Consider the following 22,164-nt stretch of genomic DNA (forward strand, 5'->3'; position numbering starts at 1 on the left):
CGTCAAAAAGTCGTGCTCACGGTAAGACCGCATCTTGCGATATTGATCACACGCCGCTCATAGACTTACGTCCAATGGGCACCACAGCGCAGCCAGCCGACCATGGGGACCGAGAACAACAAGGCCGGCACCTATATATAGATATATATAGTTCGGCGTAGCGATACGGTCAGCTTCATGAGTAAAAAGGACGCCTACAGCCAGGCGGGCAGGACGGCTGTGCTACAGAACATACAAGGCACGTTGCAGTTCCTGCAGCGCTTCCCCCCGTTCAACCAGATGGAGCACGGCCACCTGGCGTATCTGGTCGAGCAGTGCCAGCTGCGCTTCTATGCCAGCGGCGAAAGCATCGTCAAACCCGCCGATGGCCCGGTCGAGCACTTCTACATCGTCAAGCAGGGGCGTGTCGTCGGCGAGCGCCAGCACCTGGTCAAACCCGGGGTGGAAACCACCTTCGAGATCACCAGCGGCGAGTGCTTCCCCCTGGCGGCGCTGCTGGGCGAGCGTGCCACCCGCACCGAGCACCTGGCCGGTGAGGACACCTTCTGCCTGCAACTGAACAAGGCCGCGTTCATCCGCGTGTTCTCCTTGTCGGAAGCCTTTCGCGACTTCGCCCTGCGCGGGGTCAGCAGCCTGCTCGACCAGGTCAACCAGCAAGTGCGCCAACGCGCCGTGGAAACCCTCGGCACCCAGTACTCGTTGAATACCCCCCTGGGCGAACTGGCCATGCGGCACCCGGTGGTCTGCAGCCCCGACATGCCGCTACGCGACGCCGTGCGGTTGATGCACGAGCAGCAGGTCGGCAGCGTTGTCGTGGTCGACCCCGCACGCTACCCGATCGGCATCTTCACCCTGCGCGACCTGCGCCAGGTGGTGGCGGCCGCCGATGCCGACCTGGGTGCGCCGATCGAGCGGCACATGACCGCCAAGCCGTTCTACCTCAGCCCGCAGGCCAGCGCCTTCGACGCCGCCATGGCCATGACCGAGCGGCACATCGCCCATGTTTGCCTGGTGGACAACCAACGCCTGTGCGGGGTGGTCTCCGAACGTGACCTGTTCTCCCTGCAACGGGTCGACCTGGTGCACCTGGCGCGTACCATTCGTCATGCACCACGCCTGGAAACCCTGGTTTCCCTGCGCGGTGAAATCAGCCAACTGGTCGAGCGCATGCTCGCCCACGGCGCCTCGTCGACGCAGATCACCCAGATCATCACGCTGTTGAACGACCACACCGTCTGCCGGGTCATCGAACTGGCCCTGGCCGAGCGCGGCGACCCAGGCGTGCCCTTCAGCTGGCTGTGTTTCGGCAGCGAAGGGCGGCGCGAGCAGACCCTGCACACCGACCAGGACAACGGCATCCTGTTCGAAGCCCGCGACAGCGCCGAAGCCGACGCGGTCCGAGCCCGCCTGCTGCCACTGGCGCAGTACATCAACCAATGCCTGGCCCAGTGCGGTTTCACCCTGTGCAAAGGCAATGTCATGGCCGGCAACCCCGAGCTGTGCCTGTCACGCAGCGAATGGGCGCAGCGCTTTGCCGGCTTCGTCCGCGAGGCCAGCCCGGAAAACCTGCTGGCTTCGAGCATCTATTTCGACCTGCGCGTGGTCTGGGGCGATGAGCAAGGCTGCGAGCAACTGCGCCAAAGCCTGCTGCTGCAGGTGGCCGACAACCGCCTCTTCCAGCGCATGATGGCCGACAACGCCCTGCGCCAGCGCCCACCCGTGGGCCGTCTGCGTGAATTCGTGCTGACCCGCCAAGGCAATGACAAGGCCGCCACCCTCGACCTCAAGGTGCAGGGCCTGACGCCCTTCGTCGATGGCGCGCGGTTGCTGGCCCTAGCCAATGGCATCGGTGCCTGCAACACCCTCGAGCGCCTGCGCCAACTGGTGACGAAAGGCGTCATCGAGCCACTCGACGGCGCAGCGTATGAAGAGGCTTACCACTTCATCCAGCAAACCCGCATGCAGCAGCACCAGCGCCAGACCCGCGATAACCTGCCCTACTCCAACCGCGTCGACCCAGACAGCCTCAACCACCTGGACCGGCGCATTCTGCGGGAGTCGCTGCGCCAAGCGCAGCGCCTGCAAAGCAGCCTGGCCTTGCGGTACCAGCTATGAGCCTGTTCGCCTGGCTACGCCCCAGCCTGCCCGACCTGGACGACGCCTCGCGCCAGCGCCTGGCGCAGTTGCCCAAGCCCGCGGCGCTGGGGGTGTGCACATTGCGTGAACAGCGCTGGGTGGTGCTGGACCTGGAAACCAGCGGCCTCAACCCCAACCGTGACCAGGTGTTGTCGATTGGCGCCGTGGCCATTGAAGACGGCGCCATCGACTTTGCCCAGCAGTTTGAACGCACCCTGTACCGCCCCACCCAGAAGACCAACGCCAGCGTGTTGATCCACGGGCTGGGGCCCAGTGCCCTGGCGGCCGGCTGCGACCCGGTCGAGGCCTTGCTCGACCTGCTCGACTTCATTGGCGATAGCCCGGTATTGGCGTTCCATGCGCCCTTCGACCAGCGCATGCTCGCGCGTGCGCTGAAAGAAAGCCTGGGCTATCGCCTCCAGTTGCCGTTTCTCGATGTTGCCGAACTGGCGCCGATGCTCAACCCCGACACGGTGCTGCGCGAAGCCGGGCTGGATGACTGGGTTGCGCGTTTTGGCCTGCAGGTGGAAGAGCGCCACCATGCCAGTGCCGATGCCCAGGTGACTGCTGAGCTGGCCTTGATCCTGTTCAGCCAGGCCCGCCGCCAGCAGCTGGACAGCCCGTTGCAGCTGGAGCAGCGGTTGCGGGGGTGGCGTCGGCGTAAGGTGCATGGTCACGGTTTGTAGGGCTTGAGGGTTGTTGCGCCTGTGAGATCGAGCGCCGCCCGCGCGGCGCATCGCAGCACAAGGCTGCTCCTACATCTGTTTCGGGCCAATTATTCCTGGGGCATTCGCGCGCGGCCCCTTACCGCCCACCTCAATATCGAGTCGGACCAACTAGGCGGTCGCGCGCAAATATCACAGGCCTCACTGGCCCGAAACAGATGTAGGAGCAGCCTTGTGCTGCGAAGCGCCGCGCGGGCGGCGCTCGATCTCACAGGCGCCAAATCACCCAATCATTACACCCGGCGGCGCCCCCACCATAGTGGCAATCCGATAAGCGTCCATTGCGCCCCGCCCCCTGCCTCTGCAACAATCGCGAATAATTATCGTTAGTTAATGCATTCGTTCCGGGGGGACGCTGCTTGTCTTCTGCCCACAGCCCACACGCCGAGCTGGTCGGTGCGCTTTACCGCGACCATCGCAGCTGGCTGCTCGCCTGGCTGCAACGCAGCATGGCCTGCCGTCAGCGTGCCGAAGACCTGAGCCAGGACACCTTTGTGCGCCTGCTCGGCCGTGATCGGCTGGAAACGCCCCGCGAGCCGCGCGCCTTTCTGGCCGCCGTGGCCAAGGGGCTGATGTTCGACCATTTCCGCCGCACCGCGCTGGAGCAGGCCTACCTGGCCGAGCTCGCCCTGCTGCCCGAAGCCGAACACCCCTCCCCGGAAACCCAACACCTGATTCTCGAAGACCTCAAAGCCATCGACCGCCTGCTGGGCAAGTTGTCGAGCAAAGCGCGGGCGGCCTTCCTGTACAACCGCCTGGACGGCATGGGCCATGCCGAAATCGCCGAGCGCCTTGGCGTTTCGGTCTCGCGGGTACGCCAGTACATCGCCCAAGGCCTGCGCCAGTGCTATGTGGCCCTGTACGGGGAGCCGACGTGAACGGCTCACCGGTATCGTCCCGCGTCCTGGAAGCGGCCATCGCCTGGAAGCTGAGCTTGGATGAAGGCAGTGGCACGCCTGATGAGCGCAACGCGTTCATGCGCTGGCACGCCGCCAGCGAAGAGCATGCCCGCGCCTGGCGCCAGTTGGGCAGCCTCGACCAGCGCGTGAGCGCCGCTGCCGGGCCTGCGCGCCAGGCACTGCTGCAGTCGCGGGCCGGGCTGCGGCGGCGCATCGGCAAGGTTGGCAGCGGCCTGGCCGGGATGTTGCTGCTGGGTTCGCTGCTGGCCTGGGTCGGCGCCCCCTCGCTGTCACCGAACTACTGGCTCGCCGACCAACGCACAGCCACCGGCGAGCTGCGCACCCTGCGCCTGGAAGACGGCACCCTGCTGAGCCTGAACACCCATACCGCGGTGGATATCGACTACCAAGGCGAGCAACGGGTGATCGTGCTGCACCAGGGCGAGATCTCGGTCGAGACGGGCCACCAAGACCCACGCCCGTTGCTGGTACGCACCGACGACGGTCGCCTGCGCCCGCTTGGCACACGCTTCCTAGTGCGCCGTGAGGCACAGGGCACACGCCTGGAAGTGCTGCAGGCCTCGGTCGCGGCCATGCCGCTGAACAGTGGCGACGAGCAGGTGTTGCGCGAAGGCCAGCAGGTACTCATGGATGCCAACGGGCTTGGCCAGGTCGGCACAGTCGCCGTCGGCGCCGATGCCTGGACCCGCGGCATGCTGGTGGTGGACAACGTGCGCCTGGCTGACTTGCTGGCCGCGCTCGGGCATTACCGCAGCGGCCATCTCGGGGTGGCTGACGAAGTCGCCGACCTGCGTGTCACCGGCAGCTTCCCGCTGACCGACACCGACCTGGCCCTGGCGTCGCTGGTGCCAGCACTGCCGGTGCAGATCGAGCGGCATACGCCGTGGTGGGTGACCGTCAAGGCCAAATAGTGATCTGTTGTTCTGGCGCGTCTCACTGTAGGAGCAGCCTTGCGCTGCGAAGAGGCCCGCGACGACACAGTAGATCTTCGCTGCTTTCACTGGCCTCTTCGCAGCACAAGGCTGCTCCTACAGTGGATGGTGTTTGAACGGGCATTGCCGGTTCATGAAGTTTTTTCACTTTTTTTTTGACAGCCCCTGTCACTTTTGAAATCTCGCTCGGCAAGGAAGCAGTTAGCACTTATCCGTCTAGGAGCCGCTGCATGTCCCGTACTGTCGATCGTATCCTGCGCCCCAGCCTGATGGCCCTGGCCATTGGCCTGGCCGCGCCGTTGGCCAGCCCTGCCCTGTTCGCCGCCGAGCAATCCGCCCAGCGCGCCTACGACCTGCCTAGCGCGCCCTTGGCCAGCACCCTCAACCAGATCGCCAGCCAATCAGGCATCGCCCTGGCCATCGACCCGGCCCTGGTCAGCGGCCGCACCTCGGCCCCGGTCAACGGCCAGTACGACGGCATCGGCGCCTTGCAGGCCGCCCTGCGCGGCACCGGCTTGCAGCTGCAGCAGAGCAGCGTTGGCAGCTACAGCCTGGTGGCCGTCCCTGACGGCACCCTGGCACTGCCGGAAACCACCGTGAATGCCGACAGCGTCAGCGAAAGCGCCTGGGGCCCGGTAGAGGGCTACCTCGCCCAGCGCACCGCCGCCGGCACCAAGACCGATACCGCGCTGGTCGAAGTCCCCCGCTCCATCTCTGTTGCCACGCGCCAGCAAATGGCCGACCGCGGCGTGCACAGCCTGGATGATGCCGTGCGCTACATGCCAGGCATCGTGTCTGCCAGCTTCGGCAGCGACACACGCTATGACTGGATGCGCGTGCGTGGCTTCGAGCCGACCCAATTCCTCGATGGCCTGCCGCTGCCCCGTGGCGTGTACGCCAACCCGAAAGCCGAAACCTGGAACCTCGACCGCCTCGCACTGCTGCGCGGCCCGGCGTCCTCGATCTACGGGCAAACCCCACCGGGCGGCCTGCTGGACATGGTCAGCCGTCGCCCACAAGCTGAAAGCGCCCACGAAATCGAACTGCAGTACGGCAGCGACAACCACCGCCAGATCAACTTCGCCAGCACCGGCAAAATCGATGACCAAGGCCAGTTTCTGTACAGCGTCAGTGGCGTGATCCGCGATGGCGGCACCCAGATCGACCATATCGACGACAAGCGCTACAACATCGCCCCGAGCCTGACCTGGAACATCGACGACGACACCTCGCTGACCTTGCTGACCCAGTTCACCCGCGACGATACCGGCGCCACCAGCCAGTTTCGGCCGATCCAGGGCACCAAGATCGACATGCCGTTCGGCAAGATCTCCCACCACAAAAACCTGGGCGATCCGGACTACGAGTTCTACGACCGCACCTACTACGCGCTGGGCTATGCCTTCGAGCATCGCATCAACGATGTCTGGCAGTTCCGCCAGAACCTGCGCTACACCAAGTCGGACCTGGCGTTCCAGACCATCACCCCCGGCAGCTACTACGCGCCCGGTGGCCCGGTGCAAGATGATGGTACCGTCAGCCGCATGTCCACCAACGTCGACGAAGACATCAGCCAATTCGCCGTGGACAACAACTTCCAGGCTGACTTCGCCAGCGGGGACATTACCCACACCCTGCTGATCGGCCTGGACCACCAGCGCGTCAACACCAACTACCTGTCGATCTACGGCTTCAACGTACCGAACAGCAACGTCAACAACCCGGTTTACGGGCTGCCGATCACCCGCCCGGATCGCTCCACGGCGTTCTATGACTACAACCAGAAAACCCGTCAGACGGGCCTGTATGTCCAGGACCAGATGGCACTGAACAACTGGCGCCTGACCCTGGGTGGCCGGGAAGACTGGGTGCACACCGGCACCAAGTACCTCAACCAGGGCGATGCCACCAACACCCAACGTGACAAGCAATTCAGCGGCAACGCGGCGATCAGCTATGTGTTCGACTCGGGCTTTGTGCCGTACCTGTCGTATGCGGAGTCGTTCCAGCCGGCCAGCAATGCCGCCGTGTCTGCCACGGAGTCGTTCAAACCGACCGAAGGCAAGCAATGGGAGCTGGGTATCAAATACCAACCGCCAGGTTCCAACACGTTGCTGTCGGCAGCCGTGTATGACCTGACCCAGAAAAACGTCTCGGTCACCAACACCATCGGCAACGTGAGCGTCACCAGCCAGACTGGCGAAGTGAAAGTGCGCGGCCTGGAGCTGGAAGCGGTATCCGACGTCAGCGAAAACCTCAAGCTGACTGCTGCCTACACCTTGGCCAAGTCCGAAGTGCAAAAAGGCGACTACAAAGGCAACCGCCTGCAACTGATGCCCAACCAGCAAGCCTCGCTGTGGGCCGACTACACCTGGCACAGCGGCGTGCTTGACGGTTTTGGCATCGGCGGTGGCGCGCGCTACACCGGCAACACCTATGGCGACCAGGCCAACACCTACCTGGGCAAGGCCAATGCCTACACCGTGTTCGATGCCTCGGTGCACTACGACCTCGGCCGCCTGAACAACAGCCTCAAAGGCGCGTCGGTGGCGGTCAACGCGACCAACGTGTTCAACAAGGACTACCTCTCCACCTGTGACAGTTACTACTGCTACTACGGAGATGAGCGCAGCGTCGTCGCCAGCGCCACCTACAAATGGTGATGACCTGACGCCCCACGCGCGCCGACCAAGCCGTCCTTCAGAGGGCGGCTTTGGTCTTTCTGGACGTCGAGAAACAAAATGAAATGAAAAGCTCAACCATCCGCCGCTGGTCCTTCATCCACACCTGGAGCAGCCTGGTCTGTACCCTGTTCCTGCTGTTGCTGGCCCTCACCGGCCTGCCGCTGATTTTCCACCACGAGCTGGAACACCTGCTCGGTGACGCTCCCGAACTGCGCGAGATGCCCGCCGGCACCCCGCACCTCGACCTGCAACAGCTGGTGCTCAAGGCCGAACAACACCGCCCCGGCGAGGTGATGCAGTACTTTGGCTATGACGAGGACGAACGCAACGGCGTGGTGGCAATCACAGCCGCGACCGCCGGCACCGAACCCAATGCGTCGCACACCTTCATGCTCGACGCCCGCACCGGCGAAGCCGTTGCCATGCCGGCTGCGAACGGCGGGTTCATGATGGTCATGCTGCGCCTGCACGTGGACCTGTTCGCCGGCCTGCCTGGCAAGTTGCTGCTGGCGTTCATGGGCGTGCTGTTCGTCGTGGCGATCGTCTCTGGCACCGTGCTCTACGCGCCGTTCATGCGCCGCCTGGATTTCGCCACGGTGCGCCACGACAAGTCCCGCCGCCTGCGTTGGCTCGACCTGCACAACCTGATCGGCGTGGTGACCCTGGCCTGGGCGCTGACGGTTGGCGTCACCGGTGTGATCAGTGCACTCTCCGACCTGGTCATCGCCGCCTGGCGCAACGACAGCCTGGCCGCCATGGTCGCCCCCTACCGTGATGCCCCGCCGCTCACCGAACGCGCCCCAGCCAGCCGCCTGTTGGCCATCGCCGAGCACGCGGCGCCCGGCATGCGCCCGGATTTCATCGCCTTCCCCGGCACGCGCTTTTCCAGCGAGCACCACTACGCCGTGTTCATGAAAGGCGCCACGCACCTGACCTCGCACCTGCTCACCCCGGTGCTGATCGATGCGCAGACCCTGCAGGTGACTGCCGTCGGCGAGCGGCCCTGGTACATGGACGCCATGGGCCTGTCGCAGCCGCTGCACTTCGGTGACTACGGCGGGCGCCCCATGCAGATCCTCTGGGCGGTGCTCGACGTGCTGACCCTCATCGTGCTCGGCAGCGGCCTGTACCTGTGGTGGGGCAAGCAGCGCAAACCACGGGAGGCCAAGGCATGAGCCACGCGTCGCGATCTACTACGAAGATTTTCGCCTGGCCGGCACTCATCGCCCTGCTCGGTGCCTTGGGCCTGTTCGCTGCGCTGCTGGGCGACGGCGCATGGGATGGCTTGTCCTGGGTCGGCCTGGGCCTGCCGGCGTACTTGGCACTGCGCGGCTTCTGGCGGCGCTGAGGTAACGGGTTAACGCAGCCACCCGGCCAACGCGGTGCAGCATGGTCCTCTTTCACCAGGAGATAGGCCATGACACCGCTGCTGCGCCTCCAGTCGCTGGATAGCCAACTCGACGCACTATTGCCCCCCTTGCCGGGTGTGGAACACAGCCTCGACCAAGCCCTGAACACCCTGTTCACCAACCCAGCGATCACCGCCCGGACCTTGTACTTCGAGCGCTTCCGCCTGCTGGACCTGGTCGGCTTTCACCTGTTCGACGGCGGCACGTTCAAGCCACCGGCCGGTGCGCAAGCCCGACACGACGACCGCCCGCTCAACCTGCCAAGCGACTTCAACGCCCACATCGACCGCTGCTGCGCGACGCTTCGCCAAGGCTTGCATGCGCGCCTGGCCAGCTATTGGCTGGCGCGTGAAAAAAATGGACTGAGCCGGCAAGCACGCCTGGCCACCCTGCGCCGCGATCAACTGCTCACCGAGATGCGCTTGCGCAGCCACGACCAGACCTTGTCTGTGGAGCACGCCCGGTTGCTGACTACTTGCCTTGAATACCCACAACCCTGGCAACGCCAGCACCTGCCCGCCGCCAGCCGCCCGCAGCTGTACCGCCCGTTGCTGTCGGGCTCGGCGCCCAACTGGCGCAGCCACTTGCCAGGCGTGCTGATCCTCACCGAGAACGGCCCGGAGGGCCGCTTGCTCGACGCGCAGGAACCGGTCGGACGGGTGCTTTTGTGCAGCATCGTGCATGGCATCGAAGCGTTCGACAGCCTGGCCGCCTTGCACGTGGAATTATGCGAACGCCTCGAAGACCCGGTGCAGAGCGAACCGCTGACCCGACTGCTAGTGGTGAGCGCAGACCGCCAACGTGCCCACCGGGCTGAACGCCTGCGCTACGACTGGTTCAGCGAGGACCTCGCCGAGGCGCAGGCCCTGGCCATTCGCGAGGCCCATGGCAAACGCCTGACCGCCGCCTGGCAAGCCGCCTGGGCACAGGGGCTGCAACGCAATATCGAACACCTCGACGCCCAACTGGGCAACGCACTGGACCTGCACCGCGAGCTCGGCAGCCAAGGTCCGGTAGCCACCCGCTATGGCCTGTTGCTGGAAAAGCACATGCCCGACTGGTTGCGCTCGACCTCGCAGCAAGGCGTTGCCCACATCATGCAAGCCATGCAAGAGCAGGTGGCGGCCATCAAGGCCGCCGCCGCGCCAGGCATACTCACGTTGGAGCAGTTCAACCAACGCCACACCCTGCTGGCCTGGGTGCGCCAGCGGCTGCGCGAGTTTCTGCAGCAAGACCCCGGCATCGACACCGCACCCGAGCAGATCTCGATCAGCGTGACCCTGGCGCGCCAGGTCGGCCCCATCAGCAATCCACTCGACACCAGCGCCTACATCCCCGTGGCCAGCCGCCCACAAGCCGGCGGCACCATAGCGTTGGTCAACCAACGCTACCGGTTGGATGAGCTGGCACTGCTCAATATCGCCTGGTTCGACGTCGATTACTGGCTGACCGCCCGCGTGCACCTCGACGCCGACCAGCCGCTGCCAGCCCTGACGCCACTGCGGGTCAAGCAAATCGTACGGCGCCTGAATGCTGGTAGCGGCTACCAAGCCTACCTGCGCACCCAACTGCTCGAATCGCCCCATGGCCGCTGGCGCCAGCAGGCCTACGCGCACCTGAGCCGTACGCGCATGCACGCCGAAGCGGTCAAGGCGCGTTATGCCGGGCATTTTCAGCCGAGCACGCTCGAACAGGGTTATGGCTGGGCCGACTGCGTTATTCACTCACCCGACAGCCACAACCGGCCGCACCGCAACGAACAACAGGTGATCGCCCGGCAGATGCTGATCCAGGGGCAAACCCTGCAAGGTGTCGTGCTACTTGTCTCGCCAGAGCACTCTTACCGCATCGTGGTCTACAGCCCCGACGCGCCGGACCGCCGCCCCTGGCGTGAATACAACAACGCCCGGGCGCTGATCCGCGCCGTGCGCAGCGATGCGCAGCTGCGCCACTATGTGTTGCAACGCTTGCCGCTGGGCAACCGAAAAAGCCTGGAGGCACTGCTGGTACAGGGCCGCCTGGGCTCGCACATCAGTTTGCAGACCATCACCGGCAACCTGTACGACGCCCTCTACCGCGCCGAGGTCAACACCCTGATGGCCCAAGCCAATGCCGTGACCCGCAGCAACCAAGAGCTGCTGGGGGAGTTTTCGGTCAATGTGCTCAGGCTGGTGCTGGATATCCTCACCCTGGTGTTGCCGCAGGCGGGCTCGACCGCACTGGCATTCGGGCGCATGGGCATTTCCATCTGGGACGGTTTCGAAGCGCTCGACCGAGCCGACCACAACGGTGCGCTCCATCATGCGGTCGCAGCACTCGGCCACGCCACGGCGGGGCTCAACGACATGGCAGGCTCCGGGCTGATGCGCCGGGTCATGCGCGGCCTGCCCAAGCCGCCACCGGTGCCGCTGCCCCGGCATTACGAAGCGACCCCTGACGTTGCCAGGCTGCGCTACCGCATCGATGCGCTGCACGACGAGGCCGTGTACGAACAGCAGTCGGCGAGCCCCGGCCTGTCGCAGTACTACGTGAGGGATAACCTGGGCCGCTACTTCAATGTCACCTTCGACGGCACACGCTGGCGCGCCACCGACCCGAACCAGCCGAACACCTACCTGAAGCTGCCGATCAAGCGCTGCCTGGATGGCAGTTGGGTGGTCGACTCCCCAGTGCTCTGGTACGACGGGTTGCCGAATATCCAGCAACTGTTGGAAGACTGCCGCCTGTCCACCCCGTTACAAGGCACCGCGAGCGAAGACGATGCCCAGCTGTTTCAGGACAACACCACGCTGTACCTGCAACTGGGCAGCCACCAGTTACCTGTGCGCCGCCATCTGCTCGCCGCTCACTACCACCTGGTATTGCCTGAGACGCTGCGCGGCACGGTGCCCGCGTGGGCAGTGCTGCGCTGGCAGGATGCGCAATGGCGCATCCGCGTGCGCCAGACCGGCCGCAGCAGCAACTGGCTGGCGCTGCCGGCAGCTTACTCGGACAACCGCGGCAGCAACCGGTCCAGCCGTTGATGCAAGGCACTGTCACGTGGCCAGTTGCGCAGCAGCCGTGCCCGGTCACGGGCATAGGCTGGGGCGAAGCTGAGCTGGGTGGCATGCTGGCACATGGCATCGAGGTCGATCAGCGACCACTGGCCGTTATCCCAGAACAGGTTATGGCCCTTGAAGTCGCCATGGCTGATGCGCTCGCGGATCAGTTGCTGCATGACCTTCACCAGCGCATCGACCTGCTCTTCAGGTGCCTCGCCGTTTTCCACATAGGGCGCGAAGCACGCGGTCAGGTCCGGGCCATCGACATAGTCGGTGACCAGGTAGGCACGGCTGCGCAGGCCCATGACACGCTCCTCTAGCACTGCCAGAGGGCGTGGCGTGGCGATGTCGAGAAATTCCAGGCGGTGGCCTTCGATCCACGAGTGCCAGGCACGGCTAGGGCGCCAGAAGCGCTTGAACCAGTGCGCGGTGTTCTTGATGTTGTAGCGTTTGAGCACCAGTTGCCGGCCATCGACCTCGATGCGGGCCACACTGGCGGCGCCACCGGTCTTGTACAGGTGGCCTTTGTCGATCAGCTCATCGGCATGCTCCAGCACCGGCAGCATGGCCTGCACCTCAGCGCGGCGAATCGCCCGCAGGCCCGAAAGGCTACGCTCGACGCTGAACAGCGAGCACTCGCGGCCGGCCTTTTCCAGGTAGTCCTTCTGGCGCCAGTTGCGCACCTTGTCCACCTGCTTCTGCAGCGCTTCGAGTGGCAGCGCGTGCTCGGCATTGGCCAACAGGTAATGCACCAGCAGCTCTTCGATGAACGGCTCCAGGCGCTTGGGCAATTGGGCGAAGAACACGCCGAGGTTTTCCAGCACCCGCGGGCGCGACAACTGCTGGCCCGGGGTCTCGGCCTTGATGCCCGCGCCGTCGATCAGGTACAGCTTGCCGCCATGGCGCAGCAGGTTGTCCAGGTGCAGGTCTTCCTGCCACACGCCCTTGGCGTGCATCTGCGCCACCGCCGTCAGCGCCTCACCCAACACCGCGTGTTGCTCGTCTGCCAGTACGGGCAGGTGCTCCACGGCGGCCCAGGCATCGGCCAGGCTTTCGGCGCCATCCAGAAACGCGAACAGCAGCCAGCCGCCCTCGCCTTCCTTCAAACCATCGGCCAGCAGTTTCGGCGTGGTCAGGCCCTGCTCGGCCAGCAACTTGACGCCTTGCAGCTCGCGCTGGAAGTGCCGGGCAGCATTGCTGCCCACCAACAGCTTGGCCAGCACCGGCGTGCCACGCCAGACACCAGCACCCACATAACGCTGGCCGGGCAGCACGCGCAGCAGGCTGAGCAGTTGCAGCTCGGCGCTGCCGGCGGCATCGGCCAAGCTCACGTTCAGGGGCAACGCCGGGGCGCGCCCGGCCTCTTTCAGTTCAGACAAACGCATCAGCGGGCCTCTTTTTCACGACGGCGTTGCGTCAGGCGTTGCAGCCAGGTGCCGACCAGCGTGCCGTCCGCCGGCTGCACCAGGTAGGCTGCCAGCAGGTGGCGCACATCCGCCTCGCTCCAGGCCCGGGCACGGCGCAACAGGGGCTCCAGGTCCTTGAGCCGGTCACGCATGCCGAACAGCAGGGGCCGGGTTTTTTCCAGGTCGATCAGTTGGGCATCCCAGCCTTCGCGGCGTTGCCGTAGGAAGATGTGCTTGGGGTAGAAGCAGCCGTGCACCTGGCCAGCGCTGTGCAGCGTGCGCGCCAACTGGCCGCAGGCCTCGAGGATGCCGTTGCGTTCGGCATCGCCCAACTGCGGCCACTGAGCCAGCAGGCTGTCCAGGTCGGCCCACTCGTCCAAGGCACGGGTCATGAGGATCGCCCGGTGCTCGCCGGCCTGCTTGCGCTCGCCATAGAACACCGCTTGCAAGGCCGGAATGTGCAGCTTCTGGTAGCGGCTGATGTTGCGGAATTCGCGGGCGAAGGTTGGCTCGCCGAATGGCCGGTGCAAGGTACGGGTGAGGTAGTCGCTCTGGCGCTTGAGGTAGTAGCCCTTGCCTTCGAGTTCCAGGCGGAACACGCTGCTCCAGCCCCCACGCCCGGTGTTGGGCTCGTCCACGGCATCGAGCTGCAGCGCCCACAGCGCGTCGAAATCGTTCAAGCCGTGGCGTTTGAGCAGCGCGAGGTCCGCGCTGGCCAGGTAATCGGTCATTCCCTTCCCTCGAAAAAGCTCAGCACTTGGCGAATCCGCTGCTTGTCGCGGGCGTTGAGCCTGTCGCGACCACGGTATTGCAGGTAGAAACGCAGGCGCTGGGTCGCCGACAGGTGGTATTTGGCGACCTTGTCCAGGCACGCCAGGTCTTTGATCATCCGGTGCCGCCACATGAAGCCGCGCCAGAAGTCGCCGGTCGGGCAGTCGATGAAGAACAGCGTGCCCTGGTCGTCGACCAGCAGGTTGCGCCACTTCAAGTCGTTGTGGGCAAAACGGTGCTCGTGCATGACCCGGGTGTGGCGCGCCAGCTGGCGGCTGACGTGGTCGACCCAGGCGGGGTCTGCCAGGCGCGGGTCTTTGCGTTCGGCCAAGGCCGACAGGTCTTCGGTGCGCGGCAGCTCGCGGGTGATCATCGCCCCGCGGCCAAACGCCAGGCCCTTGCGCTCCAGGCCCCAGGCGACCACTTCGGCGGTGGGAATGCCCCACTTGGCGAACTGCTTGAGGTTTTGCCATTCGGCCTTGATGCGCGGCCGGCCGAGGTAGCGGCGCATGTGCTTGCCCGCCCCGGTGTAACGCTTGACGTAGTAATTGACGCCCTCGCGCTCGATGCGCACCACTTCGCTGAGCGGGTCGCGGGTCAGGCGTTCGCCCTGCAGGGCGAAGACTGCGTCAAGGCTGCCGAAATCCGCCGCCAGGTGTTCGTAGCCTGGCGCCAGTGTCCAACCCGCCATCAGAGTGCATCCCCATAGCGTTGTTTGCGGTCATAGAGTTTCTGCGCCTTGCGTTCGAGCCAGGCGAGCAGCGCGGCCTCGTCGGCAAGCACTTGGCGCAGCGGGCGCTGGAAGTAGCCACGCAAAAAGCGCAGCTTGTCGCGCCGGGTCAGGCCGATGTCCAGCGCCGAGAAGTACAGCGCGGCCAGGTCTTTGTCACGCCAGCGGCGGCTGATTGTCGCCCGGGTCTGGGCACGGTGCAGGTCGATGACCGACAGTTTGAAGTCTTCTGGCGTCACCGGGCGATCGGTGTGCAGCAGGAAGTGGCAGATGTAGCAGTCGCGGTGGTTGACCCCGGCGCGGTGCATGCCGCCAGTCATCTTCGCCACTTCGGCGATCAGCGCACGCTTGAGGCGTGGCGCGGGCGGCTGCTTGACCCAGTCGATACTGAAGTCTTCCAGGCTGATGGTCGGCGCCAGTTCTTCGGTCACGATGAACGAATGCTGAGTGGCCGGGTTGCTGCCGCGCTCGCCATAGGCGACGGCGGTCATGGTCGGCACGCCGACCTCGTGCAGGCGCTGGATGGCTCGCCATTCCTGGCCGGCACCGAGCACCGGCAGCTTGGCGCTGAACAGGTTCTTGAAGATCTCACCCCAGCCGATGCCGCGGTGAATCTTGACGAAAAACCCCTCGCCCTCAACGACGGTGCGCAGCGTGCGGCGCCCTTCCAGCTCGCGGTACACCTCGCCTTGCAGCGCTTCCACGGCCTCGAAGGCATCACGCCCGGCCCACAAGCGCTTGAAGGGTTCGGCCAGTATCAGCTTCATGCGGTCTCCTGCCCCAGGATCACATCAGCAGCATGCTGCGGCATGCTGTACAGGTCGGCCGTATCGGCAAAGGCCAGGCCGTTGCGCGACCAGTCGGCACGGGCCTGCGGGTCTTCGAGCATGCGTTGCAGGTAGCCATTGAGCTGTTCCTGTTCGAACGGCTCGTCCAGCACTAAGCCGCTGTCGGCTTCGGCGATGTAATGGGCATAGCCACACACCTTGGAGACCAGCACCGGCAGGCCTGCCACCAGTGCTTCGAGCAGCACGGTGCCGGTGTTTTCGTTGTAGGCCGGGTGGATCAGCAGGTCAGCGCCCAGCAGGAAGCGTGGGATATCGCTACGCCCCTTGAGGAACTGCACCTGGTCGCCCAGGCCGAGGGTGGCGCTCTGCAACTGGAAGACCTTGGGGTCGTCCTGGCCGATGACCATCAACCGGGTGCGCTTGCGCAAGGCCGACGGCAGCGCGGCCAAGGCCTTGAGGCTGCGGTCGACGCCCTTGGTCTTGAAGCCCGAACCGATCTGCACCAGCAGCAGGTCATCGTCGCCCAGGTTGAATTCCTGGCGGAACTCGGCGCGGATCTCGGCGGCGTTGGCCGGCGCCCGACGGTCCTGGGAAATGCCCGGCGGCAGCAGGTGGAAGCGTTCAGCCGGGGTGCCGTAGTGTTTGACGAACAGCGGCTGCTGCACCTCCGAGATCATCAGCACTTCGGTTTTCGAGTCTTTGGCGAACACCGCACGCTCGTACTCGGCAAAGTGCCGGTAGCGGCCCCAGCGTTTGTAGAGGCCGCCACGCAGGGTCTGGGCCTTGTCCTCGAAGCAGCCGTCGGCGGCGTAGTACACGTCCAGCCCCGGCATCTTGTTGAAGCCGATCAGGCGGTCGACCGGGCGCTTGGCCAGGTCGGCTTCCATCCAGGCGCTGAGCTTCTCGTTGCGGCGGTGGTTGAACAGCGCCTTGACCGGCGCCACCAGCACTTCGAAGCCAGGCGGAATGTCACCTTCCCAGATCAGCGTGTACACACGGATCTGGTGGCCCCGCTTCTGGCATTCCAGGGCAATGCGCATGAAATCGCGCTGCAGCCCGCCGAAGGGGAAATATTTGTAAAGCACGAAAGCCAGTTGCATCAACGAACATCCTCAGCCAGCAGCAGCGCGCTCAAGCGGCTCGCCACATGCTCGGGATTCAGGCGAGTGAAGCACAGCGGCCACTCGCGTTTGAGATCGAACCGGCGCAGGTCATCGGCGCTCGGCTTGTAGGTGCACTTTTTCTGCAGGCACGGCGCACAGGGGAAATCGCTGGCCTGGTGAACCTGGGCGCGGCCATAGGCGCCGGTCAGGCCCGGGTTGGTCGGGCCGAACAGTGAAATGGTCGGCACATCCAGCGCCGCAGCCAAATGGCCCAGGCCGGTGTCCACCGCCACGCAGGCCTTGGCCGCCGCCAGCACGCGGGCGACGCCGACAAGGTTCAACTTGGGCAGTACCTGGCAGTTATTCAAGCCCTGGGCGATACGTTCGGCGCGTGCCTTCTCGGCCGGGTTGCCCCACGGCAGGCGCACTTGCAGCTTGCGCCGGCCCATGCGCTCGGCCAACTCTCGCCAGTAAGCCTCGGGCCAATGCTTGGTGGCCCAGGTGGTGCCGTGCAGGAACACCACGTAGGGCGCGGCCGGCGGCAATTGCAGGCGATCGAGGTCCAGGCCGTAGTTGCCGATGCCTTCCGGCAAGTCGTAGGCCAGGGCCAGGGCGAACAGCTGGCGCACACGCTCGACCGCGTGCTGGCCCGTGGCGACCGACAGGCGCCGGTCATAAAAACGGCTGGCCAGGCCTTCGCGCGCCGAGTAGCGGTCCAACCCGGCCACCGGTGCCTTGACGTAGCGGGTCAGCCAGGCCGACTTGACCAGGCCCTGGGCATCGATCACCAGGTCGTACTTGCGCGCGCGAACGCGCTGCTTGAACGCCTTCCACTCGCCGCTCTTGAGGGTCTGCCAGATGTTCTTGCGCCAGCGACGGATCGCCACCGGGATCACCTGGTCGACCGCCGGGTGCCAGCTGGGGATCTCGGCAAAGCCTTCTTCCACCACCCAGTCGAAACGAATGCCCGGTATCGCGTGGGCGGCATCGGTGATCGCCGGCAGGGTGTGGATCACATCCCCCAGCGACGATGTCTTGATGATCAGTACCCGCACTTAGTCGACCTCGGCCACGGTATCGATCAGGTTCGGACCGCCCAGGCTGTGCAAGGCGGCGATGACTTGCTGCGGGTCGAGCAGGCGCAGGCAGTTGTAGTGGCCAAAACGGCAGGTGCGGTCGAAGCACGGGCTGCATTCGATGCCGGTGCGCACCACTTCCACCTGTTCGGCCAGCGGCGGCGTGAAGCCCGGCGAGGTCGAACCATACACGGCGACCAGCGGGCGATTCAGCGCGGCCGCCACGTGCATCAGCCCGGAGTCGTTGGACACCACGGAATCGGCGCAAGACATCAGGTCGATGGCCTCGGCCAGCGAGGTTTCGCCGGCCAAGTTGTAGGATTCTTCACGCAAGCCCGGGATCAGCCGGTCGCGGATCTGCTCGCCGACGGGGTGATCGCTTTTCGAACCGAACAACCACACCTGCCAGCCCTGGCGGATCATCGCCTCGGCCACGGCGGCGTAGTGCTCGGCCGGCCAGCGTTTGGCCTCGCCAAACTCGGCACCGGGGCACAGCGCCAGCACCGGGCGGTCGAGTGCCAGGCCGAACTTGGCCAGGGCGGCGTCACGGCTCTGCGGTTCGATCTGCAGGCTGGGGCGCGGGTAAGGCTGTGGCAGCTCGGTGCCCGGCGCGTAGGCCAGGGCCATGAAGCGCTCGATCATCAGCGGGTAACGTGCCTTGTCCAGCTTGCGCACGTCGTTAAGCAGGCCGAAGCGCATCTCGCCGCGCCAGCCGGTGCGTTTGGGAATACCGGCAAAGAACGGCACCAACGCCGATTTCATCGAGTTGGGCAGCAGAATTGCCTGGTCGTACTGGCCGGCCAGGGACTTGCCGATGCGACGTCGGGTGGCCAGTTCCAGCGCACCGTGGCCAAGCGGGAAGCTCAACGCTTGGCGCACCTCGGGCATGCGTTCGAGGATCGGCCGGCTCCACTCGGGCGCCAGCACGTCGATCACGCAGTCGGGGTGCTGCTGTTTCAGGCACTGGAACAAGGTCTGCGCCATTACCATGTCGCCGACCCAGCTGGGGCCAATGATCAGTATTCTCATGCTTAGTCCAGAAACGCTCGGGGAGGCTACAGGCTGCGGTACAGCCTGGCCTCCCCTCTTTATATTCAGGCTATGTGGCGGACAGTGTAACACCGGTGGTGGGGCATGGACCTTTGGGGCTGCTTTGCAGCCCTTCGCGGCACAAGGCCGCTCCTACAGGGGCCCCAGCGGTATCAAGTCAAACCCAGCTCGCCCCAGATCCGCCGCACCTCGCGGCGTTCATCGGCAAACTGCGCCGCATCGATCACCCCGGCCTGCTTCTGCAGGGCCTGGCGGTGCGAGGCAGAACGGAACGCCTTGTACACTTCACGCAACAGCACCGCGTCACTGGCCGGCATCAAACCTGCCTGCTCCAGCTCTTCCAGAATGCGGATGTTATCGGTCCATCGGAGTATGGCCGGGTGGTCGTGAGACCAGGCCAAAGCCGCGTATTGCACCATAAATTCGATATCGACGATACCGCCGGCATCCTGCTTGATATCGAAGGGTACACCGGCCTCGAAGGCATTGGCTGCGGTGCCGGCAGCCGTGGCCTTGGTGCCGAGATTGCCGCGCATCTTGGCGCGCATCTCACTGACTTCGGTGCGCAACGTTTCAAGGTCACGGGGTTGGCCCAGGACGTTGGCGCGCACGCCTTCGAACGCCGCGCCCACCTGTTTGCAGCCGACCAGCACACGCGCACGCACCAAGGCCTGGTGCTCCCAGGTCCAGGCCTCATTCTGTTGATAGCGCTCGAAGGCACCGAGCGAGCTGACCAACAGCCCCGAAGCGCCGGACGGGCGCAGGCGCATGTCCACGTCATACAGCTGGCCAGAGTTAGTCTGGGTGGTCAGCAAGTGGATAATGCGCTGGCCCAGGCGGGTAAAGAACTGCGCGCTGTCGATCGGCTTGGCGCCATCGGTTTCGGCCTGGGGGTCGCCATCGTGAATGAACACCAGGTCCAGGTCCGAGCCATGGCCCAGTTCAAGCCCACCGACCTTGCCATAACCAATGATGATGAAGCCCGGGTCGCACAGGCTGCCGTCGCTGCGCTTGGGCTGGCCGTGGCGGGCTACGGTCTGGCGCCAGGCCAGGGCCAGCACCTGGTCGAGGATGGCTTCGGCCAGCCAGGTCAGGTAATCGCTGACTTTCATCAACGGCAGGTTGCCACTGATTTCCGAGGCCGCCACACGCAGGCTGTGGGCTAGCTTGAAGTGGCGCAGCGCCTCCATCTGCTGTTCCAGGTCGTCTTCGGGGATGCGCGTCAAACGCTCGCGCAGTTCGCTGGCCAGCTCCGGCGCCAATGGCGGGCTGAACAGCCGGCCTTCGTTGAGCAACTCATCGAGCAGCAACGGGTAGCGCGCAATCTGCTCGGCGATCCAAGGGCTGGCCGCGCACAGGGTCAACAGGCGGCGCAAGGCACCCGGGTTTTCGGTGAGCAGCACCAAGTAGGCCGACCGCCGCGCAACCGCTTCGACCAGCGGCAGCACGCGTTCAAGCACCAGGTCAGGGTCTTGGTGCTCCACGGCCTGGGCCAGGAGCCTTGGAATAAAGGCGTCCAAACGTTCGCGCCCAATGCGCTGCATCGAGCGCAATTGCGGGCTGCCCCGCAACCCGGCGAGGCGACGCAAGGCATCGGCGGGTTGTATGAACCCGGCTTCCTCAAGCTGACGACAGGCGGCGTCTTCATCCTGCGCCTGCTCCCACAGCGGCGACCATTCGCCACCGACCACCAGTTCGCCCTCGCCGTCCTCATCATCGGGGTCGGCGATCACTTGGCGGAAGTGCCAATCGACCCGGCCGCGCCAGTGCATCAATTGGTCATGGAAGCCCTGCCAGTCGGCGAAGCCGAGGATGTAGGCGACCCGCGCCTGGTCGGTTTCGTTGTCCGGCAGCATCTGCGTCTGGCGGTCGGCGATGGCCTGGATAGCGTGCTCGGTATAACGCAGGAATTCGTAGCCTTCGCGCAACTCGGCCACCACCGCGGGTGGTAGGTAACCTTGCCCCTCGAGGGTCGCCAGCACCTTGAGCAAGGGCCGTTGCTGCAGGCTCAGGTCTCGCCCGCCATGGATCAGCTGGAAGGCCTGGGCGATGAACTCCACCTCGCGGATGCCGCCAGCACCCAGCTTGATGTTCTCGGACATGCCCTTGCGCCGCACCTCCTGCTGAATCAGCTGCTTCATGGTGCGCAGGGCTTCGATGGCCGAGAAGTCCAGGTAACGGCGGTAGACGAACGGGCGCAGCATCTCTTGCAACTGAGCGCCTGCCGCCTGGTCACCGGCCACCACCCGCGCCTTGATCATGGCGTAGCGTTCCCAGTCGCGGCCCTGGTCCTGGTAGTACTGCTCCAGGGCATTGAAGCTCAGCACCAGCGAACCGGCCGAACCGTAAGGGCGCAAGCGCATGTCGACGCGGAACACGAAACCGTCGACGGTGACTGGGTCCAGGGCCTTGATCAGGCGCTGGCCCAGGCGGGTGAAGAACTCCTGGTTGTCCAGCGAGCGCTTGACCCCTTCAGTCTCGCCGCCCTCGGGGAAGGCGAAGATCAGGTCGATGTCCGACGACAGGTTCAGCTCCACCGCCCCCAGCTTGCCCATGCCCAGCACCACCATGTGCTGCGCCAGGCCGCTGCGGTGGCCGATGGGCGTGCCGAACTGCTGGCAATGGCGCGGGTACAGCCATTGATACGCTTCGTCGATGGCGGCATCGGCAAGGTCGGACAGGTCACGGCAGGTTTCGCCCAGCTCGGCCTGGCGCGTAATGTCGCGCCAGATGATGCGCAACTGCTGGCGATTGCGCTCGCGCCGCAGGTTACGCGCCAGCTCGTCTTCGCTTTGCGCTGCCTGGGCCACCGCCCCGATCTGCCCGCGCAACTCGCCGGGCGCATAGCGGCGGTCCAGTTCACCACTGGCCATCAGGGCGAGCAGCATGGCCGGTTCGCGCTGGGCCAGGCCAAGGACGAAGTCGCTGGCGGCAGCAACCTGGTCGAACTGTTGCCGATGGGCCGGGCTGCAACCGTTCAGGTCGAGTTCGGGGTGGCCAGCCACAGCTTCGCTGAGGAACTGCTGATTACGAGCGACCAGCGGTTGCAGGGGGGCGGGCAGATCGAGCGGCAAAGGCAGGCGCATGGACTATCCTTGATCGGCGTGAAAGAGAGGGGTAAAGGCGGCCAAATGGAAGGCGGACCACGGTTGGACTGTCATACAAAAGTTGGAAATAGCTGAAAAAAAGCAATCACTGGCAAAAAACATCAAGAATCACCCGTTCGCGACACATCGCCAACCAACATGAACGTTTTTCCCCACAAGCCGGGGTGCGACCAAAAGCCGCATTTGTGTAGTTTTACTACTACCCCGACTGTCTAAAAGCATGAAATGCGAATGCATTTGTAGTAAAACTACACGGCGCCGGATCACACTCCGGTAATCCAAGAAT

At 64.9% G+C, this 22,164-nt stretch carries 16 protein-coding genes; 8 read left to right on the forward strand and 8 right to left on the reverse strand.

Features of this window, described 5'->3' with window-relative positions; all coding sequences use genetic code 11:
- Positions 1-177: 177 nt before the first annotated feature.
- From AB7M33_RS07075 to AB7M33_RS07110, 8 genes are all read left to right on the forward strand, one after another.
- Positions 178-2,115 (forward strand): DUF294 nucleotidyltransferase-like domain-containing protein, encoded by a 1,938-nt coding sequence (locus AB7M33_RS07075; protein ID WP_454242620.1) that lies wholly within the window; start codon positions 178-180, stop codon positions 2,113-2,115.
- Entirely contained in the window at positions 2,112-2,822 is a 711-nt protein-coding gene (locus tag AB7M33_RS07080; RefSeq protein WP_454242621.1) for a 3'-5' exonuclease, read from the forward strand. Before AB7M33_RS07075 ends, AB7M33_RS07080 begins: the two co-directional genes overlap by 4 nt.
- A 398-nt stretch (positions 2,823-3,220) precedes the next feature.
- Positions 3,221-3,739, forward strand: a complete 519-nt coding sequence (locus AB7M33_RS07085) for an RNA polymerase sigma factor (protein WP_099428143.1) — start codon at positions 3,221-3,223, stop codon at positions 3,737-3,739.
- Positions 3,736-4,692, forward strand: a complete 957-nt coding sequence (locus AB7M33_RS07090; RefSeq protein WP_258703539.1) for a FecR domain-containing protein — start codon at positions 3,736-3,738, stop codon at positions 4,690-4,692. Before AB7M33_RS07085 ends, AB7M33_RS07090 begins: the two co-directional genes overlap by 4 nt.
- A gap of 251 nt (positions 4,693-4,943) precedes the next feature.
- The gene (locus tag AB7M33_RS07095; protein WP_454242622.1) at positions 4,944-7,376 is read left to right on the forward strand and encodes a TonB-dependent siderophore receptor; all 2,433 of its coding nucleotides are present in this window, start codon (positions 4,944-4,946) and stop codon (positions 7,374-7,376) included.
- An 83-nt stretch (positions 7,377-7,459) separates the two neighbouring features.
- On the forward strand, positions 7,460-8,572 hold the full coding sequence (locus AB7M33_RS07100; RefSeq protein WP_265968320.1) for a PepSY-associated TM helix domain-containing protein: 1,113 nt from the start codon (positions 7,460-7,462) through the stop codon (positions 8,570-8,572).
- Positions 8,569-8,745: a hypothetical protein gene (locus AB7M33_RS07105; RefSeq protein WP_172960334.1), complete on the forward strand. Its 177-nt coding sequence runs from the start codon at positions 8,569-8,571 to the stop codon at positions 8,743-8,745. The genes AB7M33_RS07100 and AB7M33_RS07105 overlap by 4 nt, the downstream gene beginning before the upstream one ends.
- 69 nt (positions 8,746-8,814) lie before the next feature.
- Entirely contained in the window at positions 8,815-11,829 is a 3,015-nt protein-coding gene (locus AB7M33_RS07110) for a dermonecrotic toxin domain-containing protein (protein ID WP_454242623.1), read from the forward strand.
- Here AB7M33_RS07110 and AB7M33_RS07115 read toward each other — a convergent pair.
- From AB7M33_RS07115 to glnE, 8 genes are all read right to left on the reverse strand, one after another.
- Positions 11,790-13,232 (reverse strand): lipopolysaccharide kinase InaA family protein, encoded by a 1,443-nt coding sequence (locus tag AB7M33_RS07115; protein WP_454242624.1) that lies wholly within the window; start codon positions 13,230-13,232, stop codon positions 11,790-11,792. The two genes, AB7M33_RS07110 and AB7M33_RS07115, sit on opposite strands and share 40 nt — an antisense overlap.
- Positions 13,232-13,984 carry a lipopolysaccharide kinase InaA family protein gene (locus tag AB7M33_RS07120; RefSeq protein ID WP_238212466.1) on the reverse strand — a complete coding sequence of 251 codons (753 nt, stop codon included), beginning with the start codon at positions 13,982-13,984 and terminating at the stop codon, positions 13,232-13,234. The genes AB7M33_RS07115 and AB7M33_RS07120 overlap by 1 nt, the downstream gene beginning before the upstream one ends.
- On the reverse strand, positions 13,981-14,715 hold the full coding sequence (locus tag AB7M33_RS07125; RefSeq protein ID WP_027594330.1) for a lipopolysaccharide kinase InaA family protein: 735 nt from the start codon (positions 14,713-14,715) through the stop codon (positions 13,981-13,983). Before AB7M33_RS07125 ends, AB7M33_RS07120 begins: the two co-directional genes overlap by 4 nt.
- Positions 14,715-15,521 (reverse strand): lipopolysaccharide core heptose(I) kinase RfaP, encoded by an 807-nt coding sequence (gene rfaP, locus AB7M33_RS07130; protein ID WP_085274046.1) that lies wholly within the window; start codon positions 15,519-15,521, stop codon positions 14,715-14,717. Before rfaP ends, AB7M33_RS07125 begins: the two co-directional genes overlap by 1 nt.
- Positions 15,518-16,642, reverse strand: coding sequence for a glycosyltransferase family 4 protein (locus AB7M33_RS07135; protein ID WP_099428137.1), 1,125 nt, complete (start codon positions 16,640-16,642; stop codon positions 15,518-15,520). The genes rfaP and AB7M33_RS07135 overlap by 4 nt, the downstream gene beginning before the upstream one ends.
- Entirely contained in the window at positions 16,642-17,700 is a 1,059-nt protein-coding gene (gene waaC, locus AB7M33_RS07140; RefSeq protein ID WP_027594327.1) for a lipopolysaccharide heptosyltransferase I, read from the reverse strand. The genes AB7M33_RS07135 and waaC overlap by 1 nt, the downstream gene beginning before the upstream one ends.
- Positions 17,701-18,750 carry a lipopolysaccharide heptosyltransferase II gene (gene waaF / locus AB7M33_RS07145; RefSeq protein ID WP_027594326.1) on the reverse strand — a complete coding sequence of 350 codons (1,050 nt, stop codon included), beginning with the start codon at positions 18,748-18,750 and terminating at the stop codon, positions 17,701-17,703.
- A gap of 173 nt (positions 18,751-18,923) precedes the next feature.
- Positions 18,924-21,857: a bifunctional [glutamate--ammonia ligase]-adenylyl-L-tyrosine phosphorylase/[glutamate--ammonia-ligase] adenylyltransferase gene (gene glnE, locus AB7M33_RS07150; RefSeq protein WP_454242625.1), complete on the reverse strand. Its 2,934-nt coding sequence runs from the start codon at positions 21,855-21,857 to the stop codon at positions 18,924-18,926.
- Positions 21,858-22,164: the final 307 nt, after the last annotated feature.

This window comes from Pseudomonas sp. Y3 TE3536 (assembly GCF_053629175.1).